Annotated in this window: 17 protein-coding genes; 9 read left to right on the top strand and 8 right to left on the bottom strand. The window is 67.4% G+C overall.

The genetic code is table 11. The features are described from left to right. Positions 1-24 precede the first annotated feature (24 nt). Positions 25-1,518, top strand: a complete 1,494-nt coding sequence (htrA, locus tag QOC76_RS13330; protein WP_526357308.1) for a serine protease HtrA — start codon at positions 25-27, stop codon at positions 1,516-1,518. Further along, complete coding sequence (gene tatB, locus QOC76_RS13325) at positions 1,518-1,919, top strand: Sec-independent protein translocase protein TatB (protein ID WP_526357307.1); 402 nt, start codon at positions 1,518-1,520, stop codon at positions 1,917-1,919. Before htrA ends, tatB begins: the two co-directional genes overlap by 1 nt. Here the strand turns inward: tatB and QOC76_RS13320 are convergent. The 5 genes from QOC76_RS13320 to QOC76_RS13300 all read right to left on the bottom strand — a co-directional run bounded on the left by QOC76_RS13320 (position 1,916) and on the right by QOC76_RS13300 (position 7,361). Next, positions 1,916-2,770, bottom strand: coding sequence for a hypothetical protein (locus QOC76_RS13320; protein WP_526357306.1), 855 nt, complete (start codon positions 2,768-2,770; stop codon positions 1,916-1,918). The two genes, tatB and QOC76_RS13320, sit on opposite strands and share 4 nt — an antisense overlap. A gap of 88 nt (positions 2,771-2,858) precedes the next feature. Beyond that, positions 2,859-4,001, bottom strand: a complete 1,143-nt coding sequence (locus QOC76_RS13315) for a P-loop NTPase (RefSeq protein WP_526357305.1) — start codon at positions 3,999-4,001, stop codon at positions 2,859-2,861. A gap of 59 nt (positions 4,002-4,060) precedes the next feature. Beyond that, a complete protein-coding gene (locus QOC76_RS13310) occupies positions 4,061-5,401 on the bottom strand; it encodes a lytic transglycosylase domain-containing protein (RefSeq protein ID WP_526357304.1) in 1,341 nt (446 codons plus the stop codon). 87 nt (positions 5,402-5,488) lie between these two features. Next, a complete protein-coding gene (locus tag QOC76_RS13305) occupies positions 5,489-6,043 on the bottom strand; it encodes a DUF1003 domain-containing protein (RefSeq protein ID WP_526357303.1) in 555 nt (184 codons plus the stop codon). Continuing rightward, positions 6,036-7,361, bottom strand: a complete 1,326-nt coding sequence (locus tag QOC76_RS13300; RefSeq protein ID WP_526357302.1) for a magnesium transporter MgtE N-terminal domain-containing protein — start codon at positions 7,359-7,361, stop codon at positions 6,036-6,038. Before QOC76_RS13300 ends, QOC76_RS13305 begins: the two co-directional genes overlap by 8 nt. Before the next feature lie 25 nt (positions 7,362-7,386). Here QOC76_RS13300 and QOC76_RS13295 point away from each other — a divergent pair, with 25 nt between their 5' ends. Then, positions 7,387-8,343: an HpcH/HpaI aldolase/citrate lyase family protein gene (locus QOC76_RS13295; protein ID WP_526357361.1), complete on the top strand. Its 957-nt coding sequence runs from the start codon at positions 7,387-7,389 to the stop codon at positions 8,341-8,343. A 10-nt stretch (positions 8,344-8,353) separates the two neighbouring features. Here QOC76_RS13295 and QOC76_RS13290 read toward each other — a convergent pair whose 3' ends face one another. Beyond that, entirely contained in the window at positions 8,354-8,806 is a 453-nt protein-coding gene (locus QOC76_RS13290) for a DUF4190 domain-containing protein (RefSeq protein WP_526357301.1), read from the bottom strand. A 1-nt stretch (position 8,807) separates the two neighbouring features. Next, the gene (locus tag QOC76_RS13285; RefSeq protein WP_526357300.1) at positions 8,808-9,611 is read right to left on the bottom strand and encodes a DUF4190 domain-containing protein; all 804 of its coding nucleotides are present in this window, start codon (positions 9,609-9,611) and stop codon (positions 8,808-8,810) included. Positions 9,612-9,739: 128 nt separating this feature from the next. On the opposite strand from QOC76_RS13285, the gene QOC76_RS13280 reads away from it, so the two are divergent. From QOC76_RS13280 to QOC76_RS13255, 6 genes are all read left to right on the top strand, one after another. Then, positions 9,740-10,267, top strand: coding sequence for a general stress protein (locus QOC76_RS13280; RefSeq protein WP_526357299.1), 528 nt, complete (start codon positions 9,740-9,742; stop codon positions 10,265-10,267). 216 nt (positions 10,268-10,483) lie between these two features. Further along, positions 10,484-11,881, top strand: a complete 1,398-nt coding sequence (locus tag QOC76_RS13275) for an ABC transporter substrate-binding protein (RefSeq protein ID WP_526357298.1) — start codon at positions 10,484-10,486, stop codon at positions 11,879-11,881. After that, a complete protein-coding gene (locus tag QOC76_RS13270; protein WP_526357297.1) occupies positions 11,878-12,810 on the top strand; it encodes a carbohydrate ABC transporter permease in 933 nt (310 codons plus the stop codon). Before QOC76_RS13275 ends, QOC76_RS13270 begins: the two co-directional genes overlap by 4 nt. Then, positions 12,810-13,646 (top strand): carbohydrate ABC transporter permease, encoded by an 837-nt coding sequence (locus tag QOC76_RS13265; RefSeq protein ID WP_526357296.1) that lies wholly within the window; start codon positions 12,810-12,812, stop codon positions 13,644-13,646. The genes QOC76_RS13270 and QOC76_RS13265 overlap by 1 nt, the downstream gene beginning before the upstream one ends. Before the next feature lie 4 nt (positions 13,647-13,650). Further along, positions 13,651-14,898 (top strand): ABC transporter ATP-binding protein, encoded by a 1,248-nt coding sequence (locus tag QOC76_RS13260; RefSeq protein WP_526357295.1) that lies wholly within the window; start codon positions 13,651-13,653, stop codon positions 14,896-14,898. After that, positions 14,895-15,473, top strand: coding sequence for a suppressor of fused domain protein (locus tag QOC76_RS13255; RefSeq protein WP_526357294.1), 579 nt, complete (start codon positions 14,895-14,897; stop codon positions 15,471-15,473). Before QOC76_RS13260 ends, QOC76_RS13255 begins: the two co-directional genes overlap by 4 nt. 67 nt (positions 15,474-15,540) lie before the next feature. Here QOC76_RS13255 and corA read toward each other — a convergent pair whose 3' ends face one another. Beyond that, complete coding sequence (corA, locus tag QOC76_RS13250; protein ID WP_526357293.1) at positions 15,541-16,644, bottom strand: magnesium/cobalt transporter CorA; 1,104 nt, start codon at positions 16,642-16,644, stop codon at positions 15,541-15,543. Positions 16,645-16,857 lie beyond the last annotated feature (213 nt).

The following is a 16,857-nucleotide window of genomic DNA, read 5'->3' as shown; positions in this document are numbered from 1 at the left end:
GACCAAATAGAGAGTGATACACGGGTGACCAAGCAGGACCAGACCGACGGCAGCCACCGGGTCGAGCCGCGCCCTGTCTCGCGTCCACCGGTCGACCCGTCCACGACCAGGGCGTTCGGCAGGCCCGACGGCGTCAACGGCTCCTTCAACGGCGCGGAGACCAAGCCCGACCAGGGCGAGTTCACCCCGACCGACCAGCCGCCCGATCCCGTCCTTCACGAAGCCTTCGGACGGCCGAACGGCCGGGGGGACTCCCTGCAGCGCCATCCCGCCGACATCGGCGCGCTGGACGCCGAGCGCGACAGGCAGAAGCCGCAGGAGCTAGACGATCCGTGGCGCGATCCCGGCGCGGCGGCCGCACTCGGGACGCCCGCCGTCCCGACGCCCGCAGCCCAACCCGCCGCAGCGAACGTCGGCAAGCTCGGCGTTCGCGACGTCCTCTTCGGCGGTCGGGTGTCCTATGTAGCGCTCGCCGTGCTGGCGATCGTCGCGCTGGTGATCGGATTCGCCGGCGGTTGGGTTGGTCGCAAAACCGCCGAGGTCGTCGAGGCGTTCACCACGTCGAAGGTGACGCTGTCCACCGACACCAACTCCGAACAGCCGCAGGGGCGCTTCGCGAAAGTAGCTGCCTCCGTAGCGGATTCGGTTGTCACCATCGAAGCGGTCGGTGACAACGAAGGTGCACAGGGCTCCGGCGTGGTCGTCGACCCCCGCGGTTACATCGTCACGAACAACCACGTGATCTCCGAGGCCGCCACCAACCCGAGCCAGTACAAGCTGTCGGTGGTGTTCAACGACGGCAAATCGGTGCCTGCCAATCTCGTTGGCCGCGATCCGAAAACCGATCTGGCCGTGCTGAAGGTCGACAACGTCGACAACCTCACGGTGGCGAAGCTGGGCGACTCCGACGAGCTGCACGTCGGTGACGAGGTCATCGCCGCGGGCGCCCCGCTCGGCCTGCGCAGCACCGTCACCCAGGGCATCATCAGCGCGCTGCACCGGCCTGTTCCGCTGTCCGGCGACGGCTCCGACACCGACACCGTGATCGACGGTGTGCAGACCGACGCGGCCATCAACCACGGCAACTCCGGTGGCCCACTGATCAACATGAACTCCGACATCATCGGCATCAACACGGCAGGAAAGTCGTTGTCCGACAGTGCCAGCGGGCTCGGCTTCGCGATCCCGGTCAACGAGGTGAAGAATGTCGTCGAGGCGTTGATCAAGGACGGCAAGATCGCGCACCCGACGCTGGGGCTGACTGCGCGCTCGGTGAGCAACGACCTCGCTTCCGGCGCGCAGGTGGCCAACGTCAAGGCGGGCGGCCCGGCGGAGAAGGCGGGCATTCTCGAGAACGACGTCGTGGTGAAGATCGGCGATCGCACGGTCGCCGACGCGGACGAATTCGTGGTCGCGGTGCGGCAGTTGAAGATCGGCCAGGACGCCCCCGTCGAGGTGGTTCGCGACGGTCGTCATGTGACGCTCACCGTGAATCCCGGTTCCGACAACAGCACCTGATGTTCGCCAACGTCGGCTGGGGCGAGATGCTGGTCCTCTTGATCGCGGGACTGGTGATCCTGGGGCCGGAGCGGCTGCCCGGTGCCATCCGCTGGACGTCTGACGCGATGCGCCAGGCCCGTGACTACATCAGCGGGGCGACCAAACAGCTGCGCGACGACCTCGGTCCGGAGTTCGACGACCTTCGGGAGCCGCTGAGCGAACTGCAGAAGCTGCGTGGCATGACACCGCGCGCCGCGCTGACCAAACACCTTCTCGACGGCGACGACTCGATCTTCACCGGCAAGTTCGACGACCCGCAGAACAAACCTGTCGTCCAACCCACCCCTGCGGAGCCGGCGGGGCCGACGCCAACGCCGCCCAAGCCGCTCGCGACGCCGTTCGACAGCGACGCCACCTAGCACCCGGCGCCTGGGCTCGCCCCCGCTGCGCGTTCGCTGTGCGATACGGCCCAATAACGAAGTCCGACCGCCCATCCGGCCCAGGCGACGAGCGCCACGACGTTGGAGGGCAGTGTCCGTGGGTCATGCGATGCGCTGATCACGATCGCCACGACGGCCAGCACGATCAACGCCAGCCAGAACCAGTAGACGATCCGCGCGATGTTGGCGCCAACGCCCGTGAGCCGGCACAAGAGCAACGCATCACGCACCGTCATCCGGCGTTGCGGCGCATCCGCGGTGAGCGACTCCTCGGCGCGCAGCGCCCAGAAGCGAAACGCCATCGCGACGAGTGTGTAGACGACGATGCCGAGGAGATCGGCGTAGATGAGGCCGCCGGAGAAGTAGTTCGGGACACCGAGGGTGTCGGTTCTGCCGAACGCCGAGCCCAGCGCTCCGGAGACCTGCAGAACCACCACGCCGAGGAAGAAGTAGTAGAAGCCGCGAAGGACACGCGCGCCGCGACGGTGCATCGGGTAGGCGAGGAGCAACCGCCGAGCGGTCACGGACCGCTTCTGCGAGCGCGGCGGTGGCTTGGATTCGGCGACGAGGTCAGACGCTTCGTCGAGCCAAACCTGCGCCCGTGCCGCGGCCTGCTGCTCCTGGTCCGGTGCGATTTCCCTGCTGGCCTTGTACCAGTCAGCCGCGAATTCGACTTGCCTGCTGGCATCTTCGAACGAGATCTTGCGCCGGCCGGCCTGCGTTCTGCGTTCGCGCCAGTCACCGATCACCAGCGCAACGATCCCGATCCCCGCCGTCAGAATCGGCGTGACAACCGTCAACGCAATGCGGATGAGCTGTTCGGAGTCCATCGCGCCCAGTCTTGCCGCGAAACGGCATTCCGGCAGGGAAACGTCGAGTAGACGCTGCGGGAATTCCGTCTCGCGACGAGCGGTAGCGCTAGCGGCCGGCCGGATCCAGACCCAGCGACATCCCCGCGAGCCCGCGCTTGCGGCTGGACAGCGCATCGGCGATGCCGCGTAACTCCTTGCCTGCGGCCGAATCCGGCGCGCTGAGCACCAGCGGCACCCCGGAGTCGCCCGCGGAGACGAGCGCGGGATCCAGCGGCACCTGCCCGAGCAGCGGCACGTCCGCGCCGACCGCCGTCGTCAGCCGCTCCGCGACCTGACGGCCACCGCCCTCGCCGAACACCTGCATCGTCGTACCGTCCGGCAGCACCAGGCCCGACATGTTCTCGACGACGCCGACGATGCGTTGACGCGTCTGCAACGCGATGGCGCCCGCGCGCTCGGCGACCTCCGCCGCGGCCAGTTGCGGCGTCGTGACGACGAGTATCTCGGCGCCGGGGATCAACTGCGCCACCGAGATTGCGATGTCGCCGGTGCCCGGTGGTAGATCGAGCAGCAGCACATCCAGATCGCCCCAGTACACATCGGCCAGGAACTGCTGAAGCGCCCGATGCAGCATCGGTCCCCGCCACACCACGGGCGTATTGCCCTGGGTGAACTGGGCGATGGAGATGACCCGGACGTCGTGGGCGATCGGCGGGAGGATCATCGACTCGACCTGCGTGGGCCGTTCAGTCGTGCCCATCATCCGCGGAATGGAGTGCCCGTAGATGTCGGCGTCGAGCACACCGACCGACAGTCCGCGGGTCGCCAACGCGGCGGCGAGGTTGACCGTCACGCTGGACTTGCCGACGCCGCCCTTGCCCGAGGCGACGGCGTACACCCGCGTCAGCGAGCCGGGCTGGGCGAACGGGATGACGGGTTCTCGGGCGTCGCCGCGCAGTTGCTTGCGCAGTTCGGTGCGCTGCTCGTCGCTCATCACGTCGAGGCTGACCTTGACTGACCCGGTGCCGGGCACGTCGGTGACGGCGGCGGCGACCCGCTCGGAGATCTCCGTTTTCTTCGGGCACGCCGCGGTGGTCAGATACACCCCGACGTGCACACCGCCGTCGGCGTCCACGTCGACGCTCTTGACCATGCCGAGTTCGGTGATCGGCCTGCGCAACTCGGGATCGATCACCTTGGTCAGCCCGGCGCGGACCGCGGCTTCCAGCTCAGTGGGATGTGTTGACATCACCGCCGAGTGTAGGCGGGTGCGGTGAGGCGGATTCGCGCGCGGCCTGGAATCCGGGGTCAGGCAGCCGGACCGGGCGCCGGTCCGACGCCTTGCGGTCCGATGGGGGCTTGTGCCGGTGGCGCCTCTCCCGGCGGGGGTGGCGCGAGTTCGGCGGCCGTGCCCGGCGCGAGCCCGGGAGGCCCGGCCTGCGGCGCGACGACGCCCGGGGGCAGCGCCTCGGGCGGCAATTGCGGCTGCACCGCAGCAGGCGGATTGTTGCCGAGGCAGAACACGGCACAGTTCTGTTGCGGCGGCTGTTGCATCCACGGCGGCATACCCTGGGCCGGGACGGGCGTGGCGACCCCTTGTGCGCCCGATTCCGTGGGTCCCGGCAGCGGTCCGAACATCTGCCCGGGCATCTGCATCTGGCTGGCCACGTCCGTGCGGCCCATGTCGGCCAACGGAACCAACGCGAGCGGATCGTCGGCGGGCAGCCCGAGCACACTCATCGGCAAGCCGGGTCCGAGACCCTGGTAATTGTCCAGGTGTACGTCGGCGATCGGCGGAATTGGACCCGTGATCGGCGGGAGGTCCACCGGCACGACTCCGGTCGCGTAAGCCGCCGCCCAGCCCAGCACGTTCTGGGCGTACGCCATCGAGTTGTTGTAGCGCAGGATCGCGGTCATCACCTGCGACTGATCGCGCAGGTTCAGCCCGCCGCTGCACAGGTAGCGGGCCGCGGCCAGGCTCGCGTCGAACACGTTCTGGACGTCGGCCTTGCCGTCGCCGTTGCCGTCGGATGCGTAGCGCGACCAGGTGCCGGGCAGGAACTGCATCGGACCTATCGCGCGGGCATAGGTGACGCGGTTGGAGTTGCGGCTCAACTCGATGACCTCGTTGCCCGGCAGGGTGCCGTCCAGCGAGGGCCCGTAGATGGGCCGCACCGGAGAACCGGACACGTCCGTGGCGCCGCCGTTGGCGTGCATCGACTCGATGCGCCCGATACCTGCGAGCAGGTTCCAACTGATGCCGCAGCCCGGGTAGGAAACGGCCATCATCCGTTCCGCGTTCTGATACGCGTTCAGCGCGATCATCGGAATGCGAAGTGTGCCAGGCGAACTCACCACTACCGCGGGCGGCGGCCCCGAGATGTTGGTGGTCGAAGCGATATGGAAAGCGGTCGGCGTCTTGGTGGCAGCCACGACTGAGGCACCGTCGGGATTCATGGGTGACGGGGCGACGGCTGCCAGCGGTGTCACCGCCGAGTCGCGAACCGGCGCCATCGTCGGCGGCGAGCCTGCGACGGCCCCGGCGAAGACGATCGGGGTGATGGCGGCAATGCCGAACGCGGGTGTGCGCATCACCCGCGTAGCGCCGCGCCGTACCGCCTCGATGGCGGCTCCTCCCCCTATGTGCACCCAACCGTCCTAAGTTCGCGATGGCTTGTGAACCAAGTCACCATACCTAGTCGGCACGGAGCGCGTTACAGCAATGCCTGACCTGGGTTAACCAGATTTTTTCGCGCGGCGCTCGCCGGAGTGGGATTTGCCGGCGCCGTCCCTGCCTCCGTCGGTGGCCTCCGGCGGCCGCAATTCGGTCAGCAGCTCGCGCAACTCGTCGAGTTCGCGACGGAGGTAGTCACGGGTGGCCACCTCGCCGACCGCCAGACGCAGGGCCGCCAGCTCGCGGGCCAGGTACTCGGTATCGGCCTTGGTCTGCTCGGCCCGACGACGGTCCTCTTCCAGGCTCACCCGGTCGCGGTTCTCCTGGCGGTTCTGCGCCAGCAGAATCAGCGGGGCCGCGTAGGCGGCCTGCGTCGAAAATGCCAGGTTGAGCAGGATGAACGGGTAGGGATCCCAGCGCAGCCTGACGGCGAACAGGTTCAGTCCGATCCAGACGATGACCATGATGGTCTGCCACAGCAGGAAGCGCCCCGTGCCGAGGAATCGCGCGATGGACTCACTGAATTGCCCGACGGTCTCAGCGTCGACGGTGAAGGTGAAGCGGCGCCGGGAGGTGCGCGGAGTGTCGAGCCGTTGGCGCGCCGACGCTTCACTCATATGCCTCGGCTCCCGCTCGGCCGGTGACCTCTGGCAGAGCGCCGTTGAGGTCGGGTTCCTCGCGCTCCCGCCAGTCGTCGGGCAGCAGGTGGTCGAGCACGTCGTCGACGGATACCGCGCCCAACAGGTGGTTCTCCTCGTCGACCACCGGACCGCAGACCAGGTTGTAGGCAGCGAAGTAGCGGGTCACCGCCGCAAGCGGGTCGTCGGGACCGAGGCTGGGCAGATCCTTGTCCATGATGCCGCCGACAAGTGCGGCGGGCGGCTCCCGCAGCAGCCGCTGCAGGTGCGCACAGCCCAGGTAGCGGCCGGTCGGAGTGGCCGTTGGCGGGCGCACCACGAACACCAGCGAAGCCAGCGCCGGGGTCAGGTCGGGATCGCGGACGCGGGCCAAGGCCTCGGCAACCGTGGTGTCGGGGGCGATGGCCACCGGCTCGGAGGTCATCAAGCCGCCTGCCGTGTCGGGGGAGTGGGCCAGCAGCCTGCGCACATCCTCGGAGTCCTCGGGATCCATCCGGCGCAGGAACAGCTCGGCATCGGCCGGGGTCATCGTGCCCAGCAGGTCGGCGGCGTCGTCGGGATCCATCGCTTCGAGCACGTCGGCAGCGCGTTCGGGTTCCAGCTGCCGCAGCACGTTGGCCTGCTCGTCCTCCGGCAGCTCCTGGAGCACGTCGGCGAGACGCTCGTCGTCGAGGGCCCTGACCACCTCGAAGCGCCGCTTCTCCGGCAGTTCACGGATCGCCTCGGCCACCTCGACCGGCCGTTGCCCCTGGAATTGTTCGAGCAGTTGGGCGACGCCCTGCCCCGGCATCGCCAGACCCGACGGGGTCAGGCCCTGCACCCGCTCCCATTCGACGATGTCGACGTTCCTGCGGCGGCCGAGCCTGCGTGCCAGCGGCCGCACGGCGACCCTGGTGACCAGCCAGTCGCGGGTTCGGGCCTGCTCGATGCCCAGGTCGACCACCACGACGTCGACGCCCGCGAGCTCGGGCAGATCGGGGTCGTCGACGCGCACCCGCGTCTCGATCACCTGACCGAGCACCAGCACCTCGCCGGGCCGCTGCGAGAACTTGCGCAGCGAGACGTTGGCGGTGACCAGCGTGACGGCACTGGGATCGATGGCTGTCACGCGGCCGATCGGCACGAAGATGCGTCGACGGGTGAGCAGTTCCACGACGAGTCCGAGCACCCTGGGCTGGTGGCGGACGATGCTTATGCTGATCACCACGTCGCGGACACGGCCGATGGACTCACCGTCGGGGCCAAGGACCACCAATCCCGCGAGTCGGGCCGCATAGACCCTGTTCACCGCCGCCATGACTCAAAGGGTAGAGAGTGTGCTTGTGGAAAACCGCTATCGACCCCGCCGAACGATCCTTTCCGTTCCCGGCAGCAGCGCCAAAATGATCGAGAAAGCGAAGTCGCTGCCCGCCGACGAGGTGTTCCTCGATCTGGAAGACGCTGTCGCCCCGGACGCCAAGGCGGAGGCGCGCACTCAGGTCGCGATGGCGTTAGCCGATCCGGGTTGGGCGGGACAGCTGCGCGGGGTGCGGGTCAACGACTGGACGACGCCGTGGACCTACGCCGACGCCATCGAGGTGGTCTCCACCGCAGGCGCCGCACTTGACGTCATCGTGTTGCCCAAGGTGACCGACGTGTCCCACATCCACGCGCTCGATCTGCTGCTGAGCCAGTTGGAGACCACGCACGGGTTGCCCGTCGGCCGGATCGGGATCGAGGCGCAGATCGAGAACGCGCGGGGGCTGACCAACATCGATGCGATCGCGGCCGCCCCCCGCGTGCAGGCGCTGGTGCTCGGCCCGGCGGACATGGCGGCCAGCCTCAACATGCGCACGCTCGAGGTCGGCGAACAACCGGAGGGATACGACGTCGGCGACGCCCATCACCACGTGCTGATGCGAATCCTGATCGCCGCGCGCACCCACGGCGTGCTCGCGATCGACGGGCCCTTTCTCAAGGTGCGCGACGTCGACGCGTTCCGGCGGGTGGCCGGCCGGTCGGCGGCGCTGGGTTACGACGGCAAGTGGGTTCTGCATCCCGACCAGATCGCCGCAGGCAACGAGATTTTCAGCCCCCGTCAGGCCGACTACGACCACGCGGAGCTGATCCTGGAGGCCTACGAATGGCACACCTCACGCGCAGGCGGGGCGCGCGGCGCGGTGATGCTCGGTGACGAGATGATCGACGAGGCCAGCCGCAAGATGGCGCTGGTGATCGCGGGCAAGGGCCGCGCGGCGGGCATGGCGCGCGAGGGCGAGCGGTTCCAGCCGCCGAGCTAGGCGCGAAAGTTCATGGCGCCCACTGGAATCCAGAGGCGGCGATGCCGATCATGAAGATGAAATATAGCGTGAACATGGCGACCACCAGTCCGCCGATGATCGTCCCTGCCAGCGCGAGCCCGTAGCCGTCCTGCCCGGTGCGCCGGCATTCGCGCATCGCGATGATGCCCAGTATCAGGCCGGCGATCGACGGCAGACCGCAGAACACCAGTCCGGCGAGCGCGGTCACCAACGCGGCGAGCGCCTTGCCGTTGGTGCCGGGCGGCTTGCCTGCCCGGTACGGGTCGTACGGCGGATAACCCGGATACCCGACCGGGTAGGCGCTGCCCTGCGGGTAGACCGGAGGCGGCAACGGTGAATAGCCCGTCGGATAGTCGACCGGCGCATAGGGATCCGGCTGCGCCGAATGCTCCAACGGCGCGAACTCGCCACCGCGGTACGGCTGCTCCGGCGGGATGCTCACGTCATCCGCTGAGGGCGTAGACAGTCCAGATGATGCTGATGATCAGCGTCGCGACTCCCACCGCGATACCTGCGATCGCCAGCCCGTGGCCACCTTGGCGCCTTTCCTTGATCTGGTTGAGCGCGATTACCCCGAGCGCGATACCGACGAGCGATCCGATGGTGCACAGGATTCCGATCAGCGAGGCCACCAGCGACCAGATCGCCAACTGATTCGTTTCTGGCTGCGGCTGGCCGTAGCCACCGGGGTACCCCGCACCCGGATACGACTGCGGCGGATACCCCGGGGTCGCGCCGTAGGGCGGGGGCGGCGGAGGTGGATAGGACTGGGCACCGTAATTGGGCTGCCCGCCGAACGCCGACGGGTCGGGATAGGGCGGCGGGTAGCCCTGCTGCTGCGCGCCCGGTGACTGATAGTCGGGCGGTGGCGGGTACGCCTGCGAAGGCGGGTAGGCAGGCGGATAACCGCCCTGCTGATAGTCGGTGGGCGGCTGATAGCTCGGCGGCGCCTGGTAACCGGGCGGCGGCTGATACCCAGGCGGTGCTTGGTATCCGGTTGACGGCGGGGCGTAGCCGCCCGGCGGGGTGAAGTGCTCGGTGGCAGGCTGAGCCGGCGGGATGAACGCTTCGGTGGGCGCGGCAGGCGGGGTGAACTGCTCGGTGCCAGGCTGCGGCTCGGACTGCTCGTCGGGCTGCTGTGAATGCTCGATCGACGGCGCCTCGTAACCGCCGGACGACGGCTCCGACGAGCCGGAACCTGAGTCGGATGCTGGCGTTTCGGAGGAGTCCCCACCCGGATTTGTCATGCTGTTCAACCTAGCGTATGTGCTGGTACCCGTGGCGGAGTGGACGCGGGGCACCAACGCCCGCGCCGGATCGTTGACCGTGTGTGACCGAGGGAAATCTCGGCGCGAACAGAGGAGAACGAGGACCGATGACCAGTCCCTTCCAGCCAGGACAAAATCCCGGCGTGACACCTGGCGCGCCGACATCCCCGGCCCGCGGACCGGCCGCCCTACCGACCCCGCCGAAGGGCTGGCCGATCGGCTCCTACCCGACCTACGCCGAGGCGCAGCGCGCGGTGGATCACCTCTCCGACCAAGAGTTCCCGGTCCAGCAGGTGACGATCGTCGGCGTCGACCTGATGCAGGTCGAACGGGTGACCGGACGGCTGACCTGGCCCAAGGTGCTCGGCGGCGGTGTGATCAGCGGTGCCTGGCTTGGCCTGTTCATCGGCTTGATCCTCGGCTTCTTCAGCGAGAATCCGTGGGCGTCGCTCATCACCGGCCTGGTCGCAGGCGTCTTCTTCGGGCTGATCACCTCGGCGATCCCCTACGCGATGGCACGCGGCACAAGAGATTTCAGCTCCACGATGCAGCTCGTCGCGGGTCGTTATGACGTGCTGTGCGACCCGCAGAGCGCCGAGAAGGGTCGGGATCTGCTGGCGCGCTTGACCATCTAGCGTCGGAATTCGCACGCTGACGTCGCGCCCGCGAGGAGCGGTGATTGCAGGTCACGATCCTGCTGCGGCTACCGACGCGCCGTTGCGAAGTGTTGCAAATCACGCACAGCTGGCTCTACGGTTCTGGCGCGGGAGTTCCCCGCGCAGCCGCTCCGGCGGCGACATCGGACGCGGAGCCGCTCCGGCGGCGACATCGGACGCGGACAGGAGGCGGGTGTGCGCGCACGTCGACTGTTTGCCGCGGCGTTGGCCGCCGCGACGACGGCGTCCCTGGCGACGTCGTGTAGTTCGGGCGACGGCGGGCTCGTCATCAACTACTACACACCGGCCAGCGAAATGGCGACGTTCACCGCCGTTTCCAAGCGGTGCAACGAGGAGCTGGGCGGCCGCTTCACCATTCAGCAGATCAGTTTGCCGAAGGAGGCAGACGCGCAGCGGCTGCAACTGGCGCGGCGACTGACCGGTAACGACAAGACCCTCGACCTGATGGCGCTCGACGTGGTGTGGACCGCCGAGTTCGCCGAGGCGGGTTGGGCGTTGCCGCTGTCCGACGATCCGTCCGGCCAGGCCGAGGCCGACGCCACCAGCAACACCTTGCCCGGACCGCTGGAAACGTCCAGGTGGCAGGGCAAGCTCTACGCGGCCCCGATCACGACCAACACCCAACTGCTCTGGTACCGCGCCGATTTGATCAGCGAGCCGCCGACCACGTGGGACGGCATGGTGGCCGAGGCGACGCGGCTGCACGACGAAGGCAAGCCGAGTTGGATCGCCCTGCAGGCCAAGCAATACGAGGGTCTGGTGGTTTGGTTCAACACGCTGCTGGAAAGTGCTGGCGGCCAAGTGCTTTCCGACGACGGCAAGTCGGTGACGCTGACCGACACAGCCGAGCATCGCGCGGCAACCATCAAGGCGCTGCAGATCATGAAGGCCGTTGCCACCGCACCCGGCGCGGACCCGTCGATCACCCAGACCGATGAGGGCACCGCCCGACTCGCGCTCGAACAGGGCAAGGCCGCCCTCGAGGTGAACTGGCCGTTCGTGCTGCCGTCGATGTTGGAGAACGCCGTCAAGGGCGGCGTGGGTTTCCTCCCGCTCGACAAGGACCCCGCGCTGGCGGGCAGCATCAACGACGCCGGCACGTTCTCGCCCTCCGACGAGCAGTTCGAGGCCGCCTACGACGCCAGCAAGAAGGTGTTCGGGTTCGCTCCGTACCCGGGCGTGAAGGCAGGTGAGCAGGCGAAGGTGACGCTGGGCGGGCTCAATCTGGCGGTGGCCCGCACCACCCAGCACCGTGCCGAGGCGTTCGAGGCGATCCGGTGCCTGCGCAACGTCGAGAACCAGCGCTATACGTCTGTCGAAGGCGGACTGCCCGCGGTGCGCACGTCGCTGTACGACGATCCGGCGTTCCAGGCCAAGTACCCGCAGTACGCGATCATCCGCGATCAGCTGACCAACGCCGCCGTGCGCCCGGCCACGCCCGTCTACCAGGCCGTGTCCACCCGGATCTCTGCGACGCTCGCGCCGATCACCGACATCGATCCGGAGAAGACGGCCGACAAGTTGACCGATGCGGTCCAGAAGGCCATCGACGGTAAGGGGCTGATCCCGTGACGGCCACCGTGCCCGCACAACAAACCCGGGCCGCTCCGGCACAGGGCACCGGCGACGACCGCAGATCCGATCGCAAGCTGGCATATCTACTGATCGCGCCCGCGGTGATCCTGATGCTGGCCGTCACGGCGTACCCGATCGGCTATGCGGTGTGGCTGAGCCTGCAGCGCTACAACCTGGCCGCACCCGACGACACCGCGTTCGTCGGGCTGTCGAACTACCAGACCGTACTGACCGACCGGTACTGGTGGACGGCCTTCGTCATCACGCTCGCCATCACGATCATCTCGGTGGCGATCGAGTTCGTGCTCGGGATGGCGCTGGCGCTGGTCATGCACCGGACCATCTTCGGCAAGGGCGTTGTGCGCACAGCGATCCTGATCCCGTACGGGATAGTCACCGTCGCCGCGTCGTACAGCTGGTACTACGCGTGGACGCCCGGCACCGGCTACCTGGCCAACCTGCTGCCGGAGGGCAGCGCGCCGCTGACCGAACAGATCCCGTCGCTGGCCATCGTTGTCCTCGCCGAGGTGTGGAAGACCACCCCGTTCATGGCGCTGCTGTTGCTCGCCGGGCTGGCGCTGGTGCCGCAGGATCTGCTCAACGCCGCACAGGTCGACGGCGCAGGCGCATGGAAGCGGCTGTTCAAAATCACTCTGCCGCTTATCAAACCGGCGATCCTGGTGGCGCTGCTGTTCCGCACGCTCGACGCGTTCCGCATCTTCGACAACATCTATGTGCTCACCGGCGGCGCCAACAACACCGGCTCGGTGTCGATCCTCGGCTACGACAACCTGTTCAAGGCCTTCAATCTGGGTCTCGGGTCGGCGATCAGCGTGCTGATCTTCCTGTCGGTCGCGATCATCGCGTTCATCTACATCACGATCTTCGGCGCGTCGGCACCGGGATCCGACGAGGAGAGGCGCTGATGGCCGAAAGGGTCGGCGCGAGCCGCGCGACGGGGTGGATCGTCGTCAACGTTCTCGTGGTGATCTACGCGTTGTTACCGGTCCTGTGGATCCTGTCGCTGTCGCTGAAGCCGACGTCAACGGTGAAGGACGGCAAGCTGATTCCGAGTCAGATCACGTTCGACAACTACAAGGGTATCTTCTCCGGTGACGCGTTCAGCTCGGCGTTGATCAACTCCATCGGCATCGGGCTCATCACCACGGTGATCGCCGTCATCGTCGGGGGCATGGCGGCCTACGCGGTGGCCCGGCTCGCCTTTCCCGGCAAGAAACTGTTGGTCGGTGTCGCGTTGCTGATCGCCATGTTCCCGCAGATCTCCTTGGTGACACCGATTTTCAACCTGTGGCGCAGTATCGGGCTGTTCGACACCTGGCCCGGCCTGATCATCCCGTACATCACGTTCGCGCTGCCGCTGGCCATCTACACGCTGTCGGCGTTCTTCCGCGAGATCCCCTGGGATCTGGAGAAGGCGGCGAAGATGGACGGCGCCACACCGGCGCAGGCCTTCCGCAAGGTGATCGCCCCGCTGGCGGCGCCGGGGATCGTCACCGCGGCCATCCTGGTTTTCATCTTCGCCTGGAACGACCTGCTGCTGGCGTTGTCGCTGACGGCAACCCAGCGGGCCATCACCGCGCCGGTGGCGATCGCGAACTTCACCGGCAGTTCGCAATTCGAGGAGCCGACGGGTTCAATCGCGGCAGGCGCGATGGTGATCACGATTCCGATCATCGTCTTCGTTCTGATTTTCCAACGACGGATCGTCGCCGGGTTGACGTCCGGTGCGGTGAAAGGATAGTTCGATGGCCGAGATCGTGTTGGACCGGGTGACGAAGAGTTACCCCGACGGCGCCACGGCCGTGCAGGATCTGTCGATCACCATCGCCGACGGCGAGTTCATCATCCTGGTGGGTCCGTCCGGCTGCGGAAAGTCCACCACGCTGAACATGATTGCGGGGCTCGAGGAGATCTCGTCCGGCGAGCTGCGGATCGCCGGCCAGCGGGTGAACGAGAAGGCGCCCAAGGACCGCGACATCGCGATGGTGTTCCAGTCCTACGCGCTCTACCCGCACATGACCGTGCGCCAGAACATCGCCTTCCCGCTCACCTTGGCGAAGATGAAGAAGGCCGAGATCGCCGGCAAGGTGGAGGAGACCGCGAAGATTCTCGACCTGACCGCGCTGCTGGATCGCAAGCCCGGTCAACTGTCGGGCGGTCAGCGTCAGCGGGTGGCGATGGGCCGCGCGATCGTGCGTGACCCCAAGGCGTTCCTGATGGACGAGCCGCTGTCCAACCTGGACGCGAAGCTTCGTGTGCAGATGCGCTCGGAGATCGCGCGTCTGCAGAGTCGGCTGGGCACCACCACGGTGTACGTGACACACGACCAGACCGAGGCGATGACACTCGGTGACCGTGTCGTCGTGATGCGCGCGGGGGTCGCTCAGCAGATCGGCACGCCGGAGGAGCTGTACGCGAGGCCTGCCAACCTCTTCGTGGCGGGCTTCATCGGATCGCCCGCGATGAACTTCTTCCCGGCGACGCTGACCGATGTCGGGGCCGGCCTGTCGTTCGGCGAAATCACGCTGACCCAGGAAGTGCACGACGTGCTCGCGCAGCACAAGAGGCCGAACAACGTCATCGCCGGCATCCGGCCCGAGCACATCGAGGACGCCTCCCTGATCGACACGTACGCACGCATCCGCGCGTTGACATTCGAGGTCACGGTCGACTTCGTCGAATCGCTCGGTGCGGACAAGTACGTCCACTTCAAGACCGAGGGTGCGGGTGCCCGGGCGGCACAGCTGGCGGAGCTGGCGGCCGAATCGGGCGTGGGCGAAAACGAGTTCGTGGCAAGGGTTTCCACCGAGTCGAGGGTGACACCGGGGCAGACGGTGGAACTGGCCTTCGACACCACGAAGCTGTTCATCTTCGACGCCGACACCGGCGCCAACCTCACCATCCCGCCTGCGGGCGCGCGCGAGGAACAGGCTGCACCGCCGCCACCTTCGGCTGGGGCGGACGTGGAGCAGTCCACACCCGCAGCGGAGTGACCGACGTCCTTGCGGAGGTCCGGGCTCGCCTGAGCGCGCACTTCGCCCGGGAGCCCGACGCCGCAAGTGTGACGTTTCTGGGCACGCAGTCCTTCGATGTGCTGCGGTTCGGGCCCGGTGATGACGGCGTCGTCCACTATGTGTCCCTTGGGTGTTCGCGCGAGCCCATGACTGATCCGGCCGACCTCGCCGCCGATCCGGTGCGTGGTCCCCGCGCGGAAGTGGCGGTTTCGTTGCGTGGGCCGACGCCGACGGGGCTGGCCCGCAACGTGGCCGTGCTGGCCGCCGCGCCCGCCGTGGAAGGACTGGTGCTGGCGCCCGACGCCCTGGTCGATCTCGGCACGCCGCTGTGGAGCGGTGCCCCGTTCACGGCGTTCCTGCTCGGTCGCAGCGAGATCGCCGACGTCGAGCTCCCCGCGCCCAGCGACCCCGTCGCTGTACTGTCGGCAATCCCGATCACCGCCACGGAGGCGGCGTGGGTGCGACTCAAGGGCGCCGAGGCGATGCGCGAGGCGTGGCGGACCGACGGCGTTGACGTGCTCGATCCGCGACGTAAGGCGTCGGCGCCGAGCTGAGCACGTCTGCGGGCGGACGACTCTAGAGGTCCCCGATCGGGGGCGCTGCGCCCTCAGAGTAGCGGGCCTACAACCAGTTGTTGCGCCGGAAAGTGCGGTACAGCGCGAAGCAGACGCAGAACATCAATGTGAGCACCGCCGGGTAGCCCCACGTCCACTTCAGCTCGGGCATGTGCTCGAAGTTCATTCCGTAGATGCCGGCCAACGCCGTCGGCACGGCGGCGATCGCCACCCACGCCGAGATCTTGCGCATGTCGACGTTCTGCTGCATCGCGACCTTGCCCAGGGCGGCCTGCACCAATGAGCTCAGCATCTCGTCGTAGCTGGTGATCCGATCGGACGCCTGGATGTTGTGGTCGAGCACGTCGCGCATGTAGCGCCGGACCTCGATCGAGATGAGGTCGTTGTGGTCGGTGTGCAGTCGCTGCAGCGCCAGCGTCAGCGGGTTGACGGCACGGCGCAGCTCGACCACCTCCCGCTTCAGCAGGTAGATGCACTCGATGTTGGTGTGCGCCAGCGGTGAGAAGATGTCTTCCTCCATGGCGTCGATGTCGACCTCGATCAGATCGGTGACATCGAGATAGTCGTCGACCACGTGGTCGGCGATCGCGTGCATGATCGCGTAGGGGCCCAGCTTGAGGATCGCCGGTGAGCCCTCGAGTTTCTTGCGGACACCGGCCAGCCCCGAGTGCTCGCCGTGACGGACCGTCACCACGAAATCGGCGCCGACGAAGACCATGATCTCGCCGGTCTCGACGATCTCCCGCGCCTTGGCCATCGACTCGTGCTCGACATAGTTCACCGTCTTGAGAACCAAGAACAGCGTCTTGTCGTAGCGCTCCAGCTTCGGCCGCTGATGTGCGTGCACCGCATCCTCGACGGCCAGTTCGTGCAGTCCGAACACGTCGGCGACGGCCTGCATCTGGTGCTCGTCGGGTTCGTGCAGGCCAATCCACACGAACGCGTCCTTACCCTCGTTTTCCAGCTCGTGAACCTTGTTCAGCGCCGCCGCGTGGGTGTACTTACCGGGCAGCCGCTTGCCCTCGACGTAGATGGCGCAGTCGACCATGGCGCGCGCGACCGGAACATGGATGGTTCGGGCGTCGGGGTGGGTGTGCTTGGTGCGGGCGGGGCGAAGGGCAGGCGGCAGCGCGCCGCGGAACGAAGGCATCGGTTAGACCTCCTCTTGCAGCGCAGGGCTGATCAAGCCCGGCTAATGCTACGCGCGCTGCCTGGGATTTCAGGCGGATAACCGGACGGGTAGTCGCTTGAAGGTGTTGTTGAGATTCGACCGGATCCGCACCGGTTCGCCCGTCAACTCGATCGTGGCGAATGAATCGAGTAGTTCCTCGAAGAACACCCTGCCCTCGAGCCGGGCCAGGTG

It is taken from the genome of Mycobacterium sp. (assembly GCF_032159565.1).
GTDB lineage: Bacteria > Actinomycetota > Actinomycetes > Mycobacteriales > Mycobacteriaceae > Mycobacterium.
Note: the sequence above shows the minus strand (reverse complement) of the source record. Positions and strands in the feature narration are given on the sequence as shown.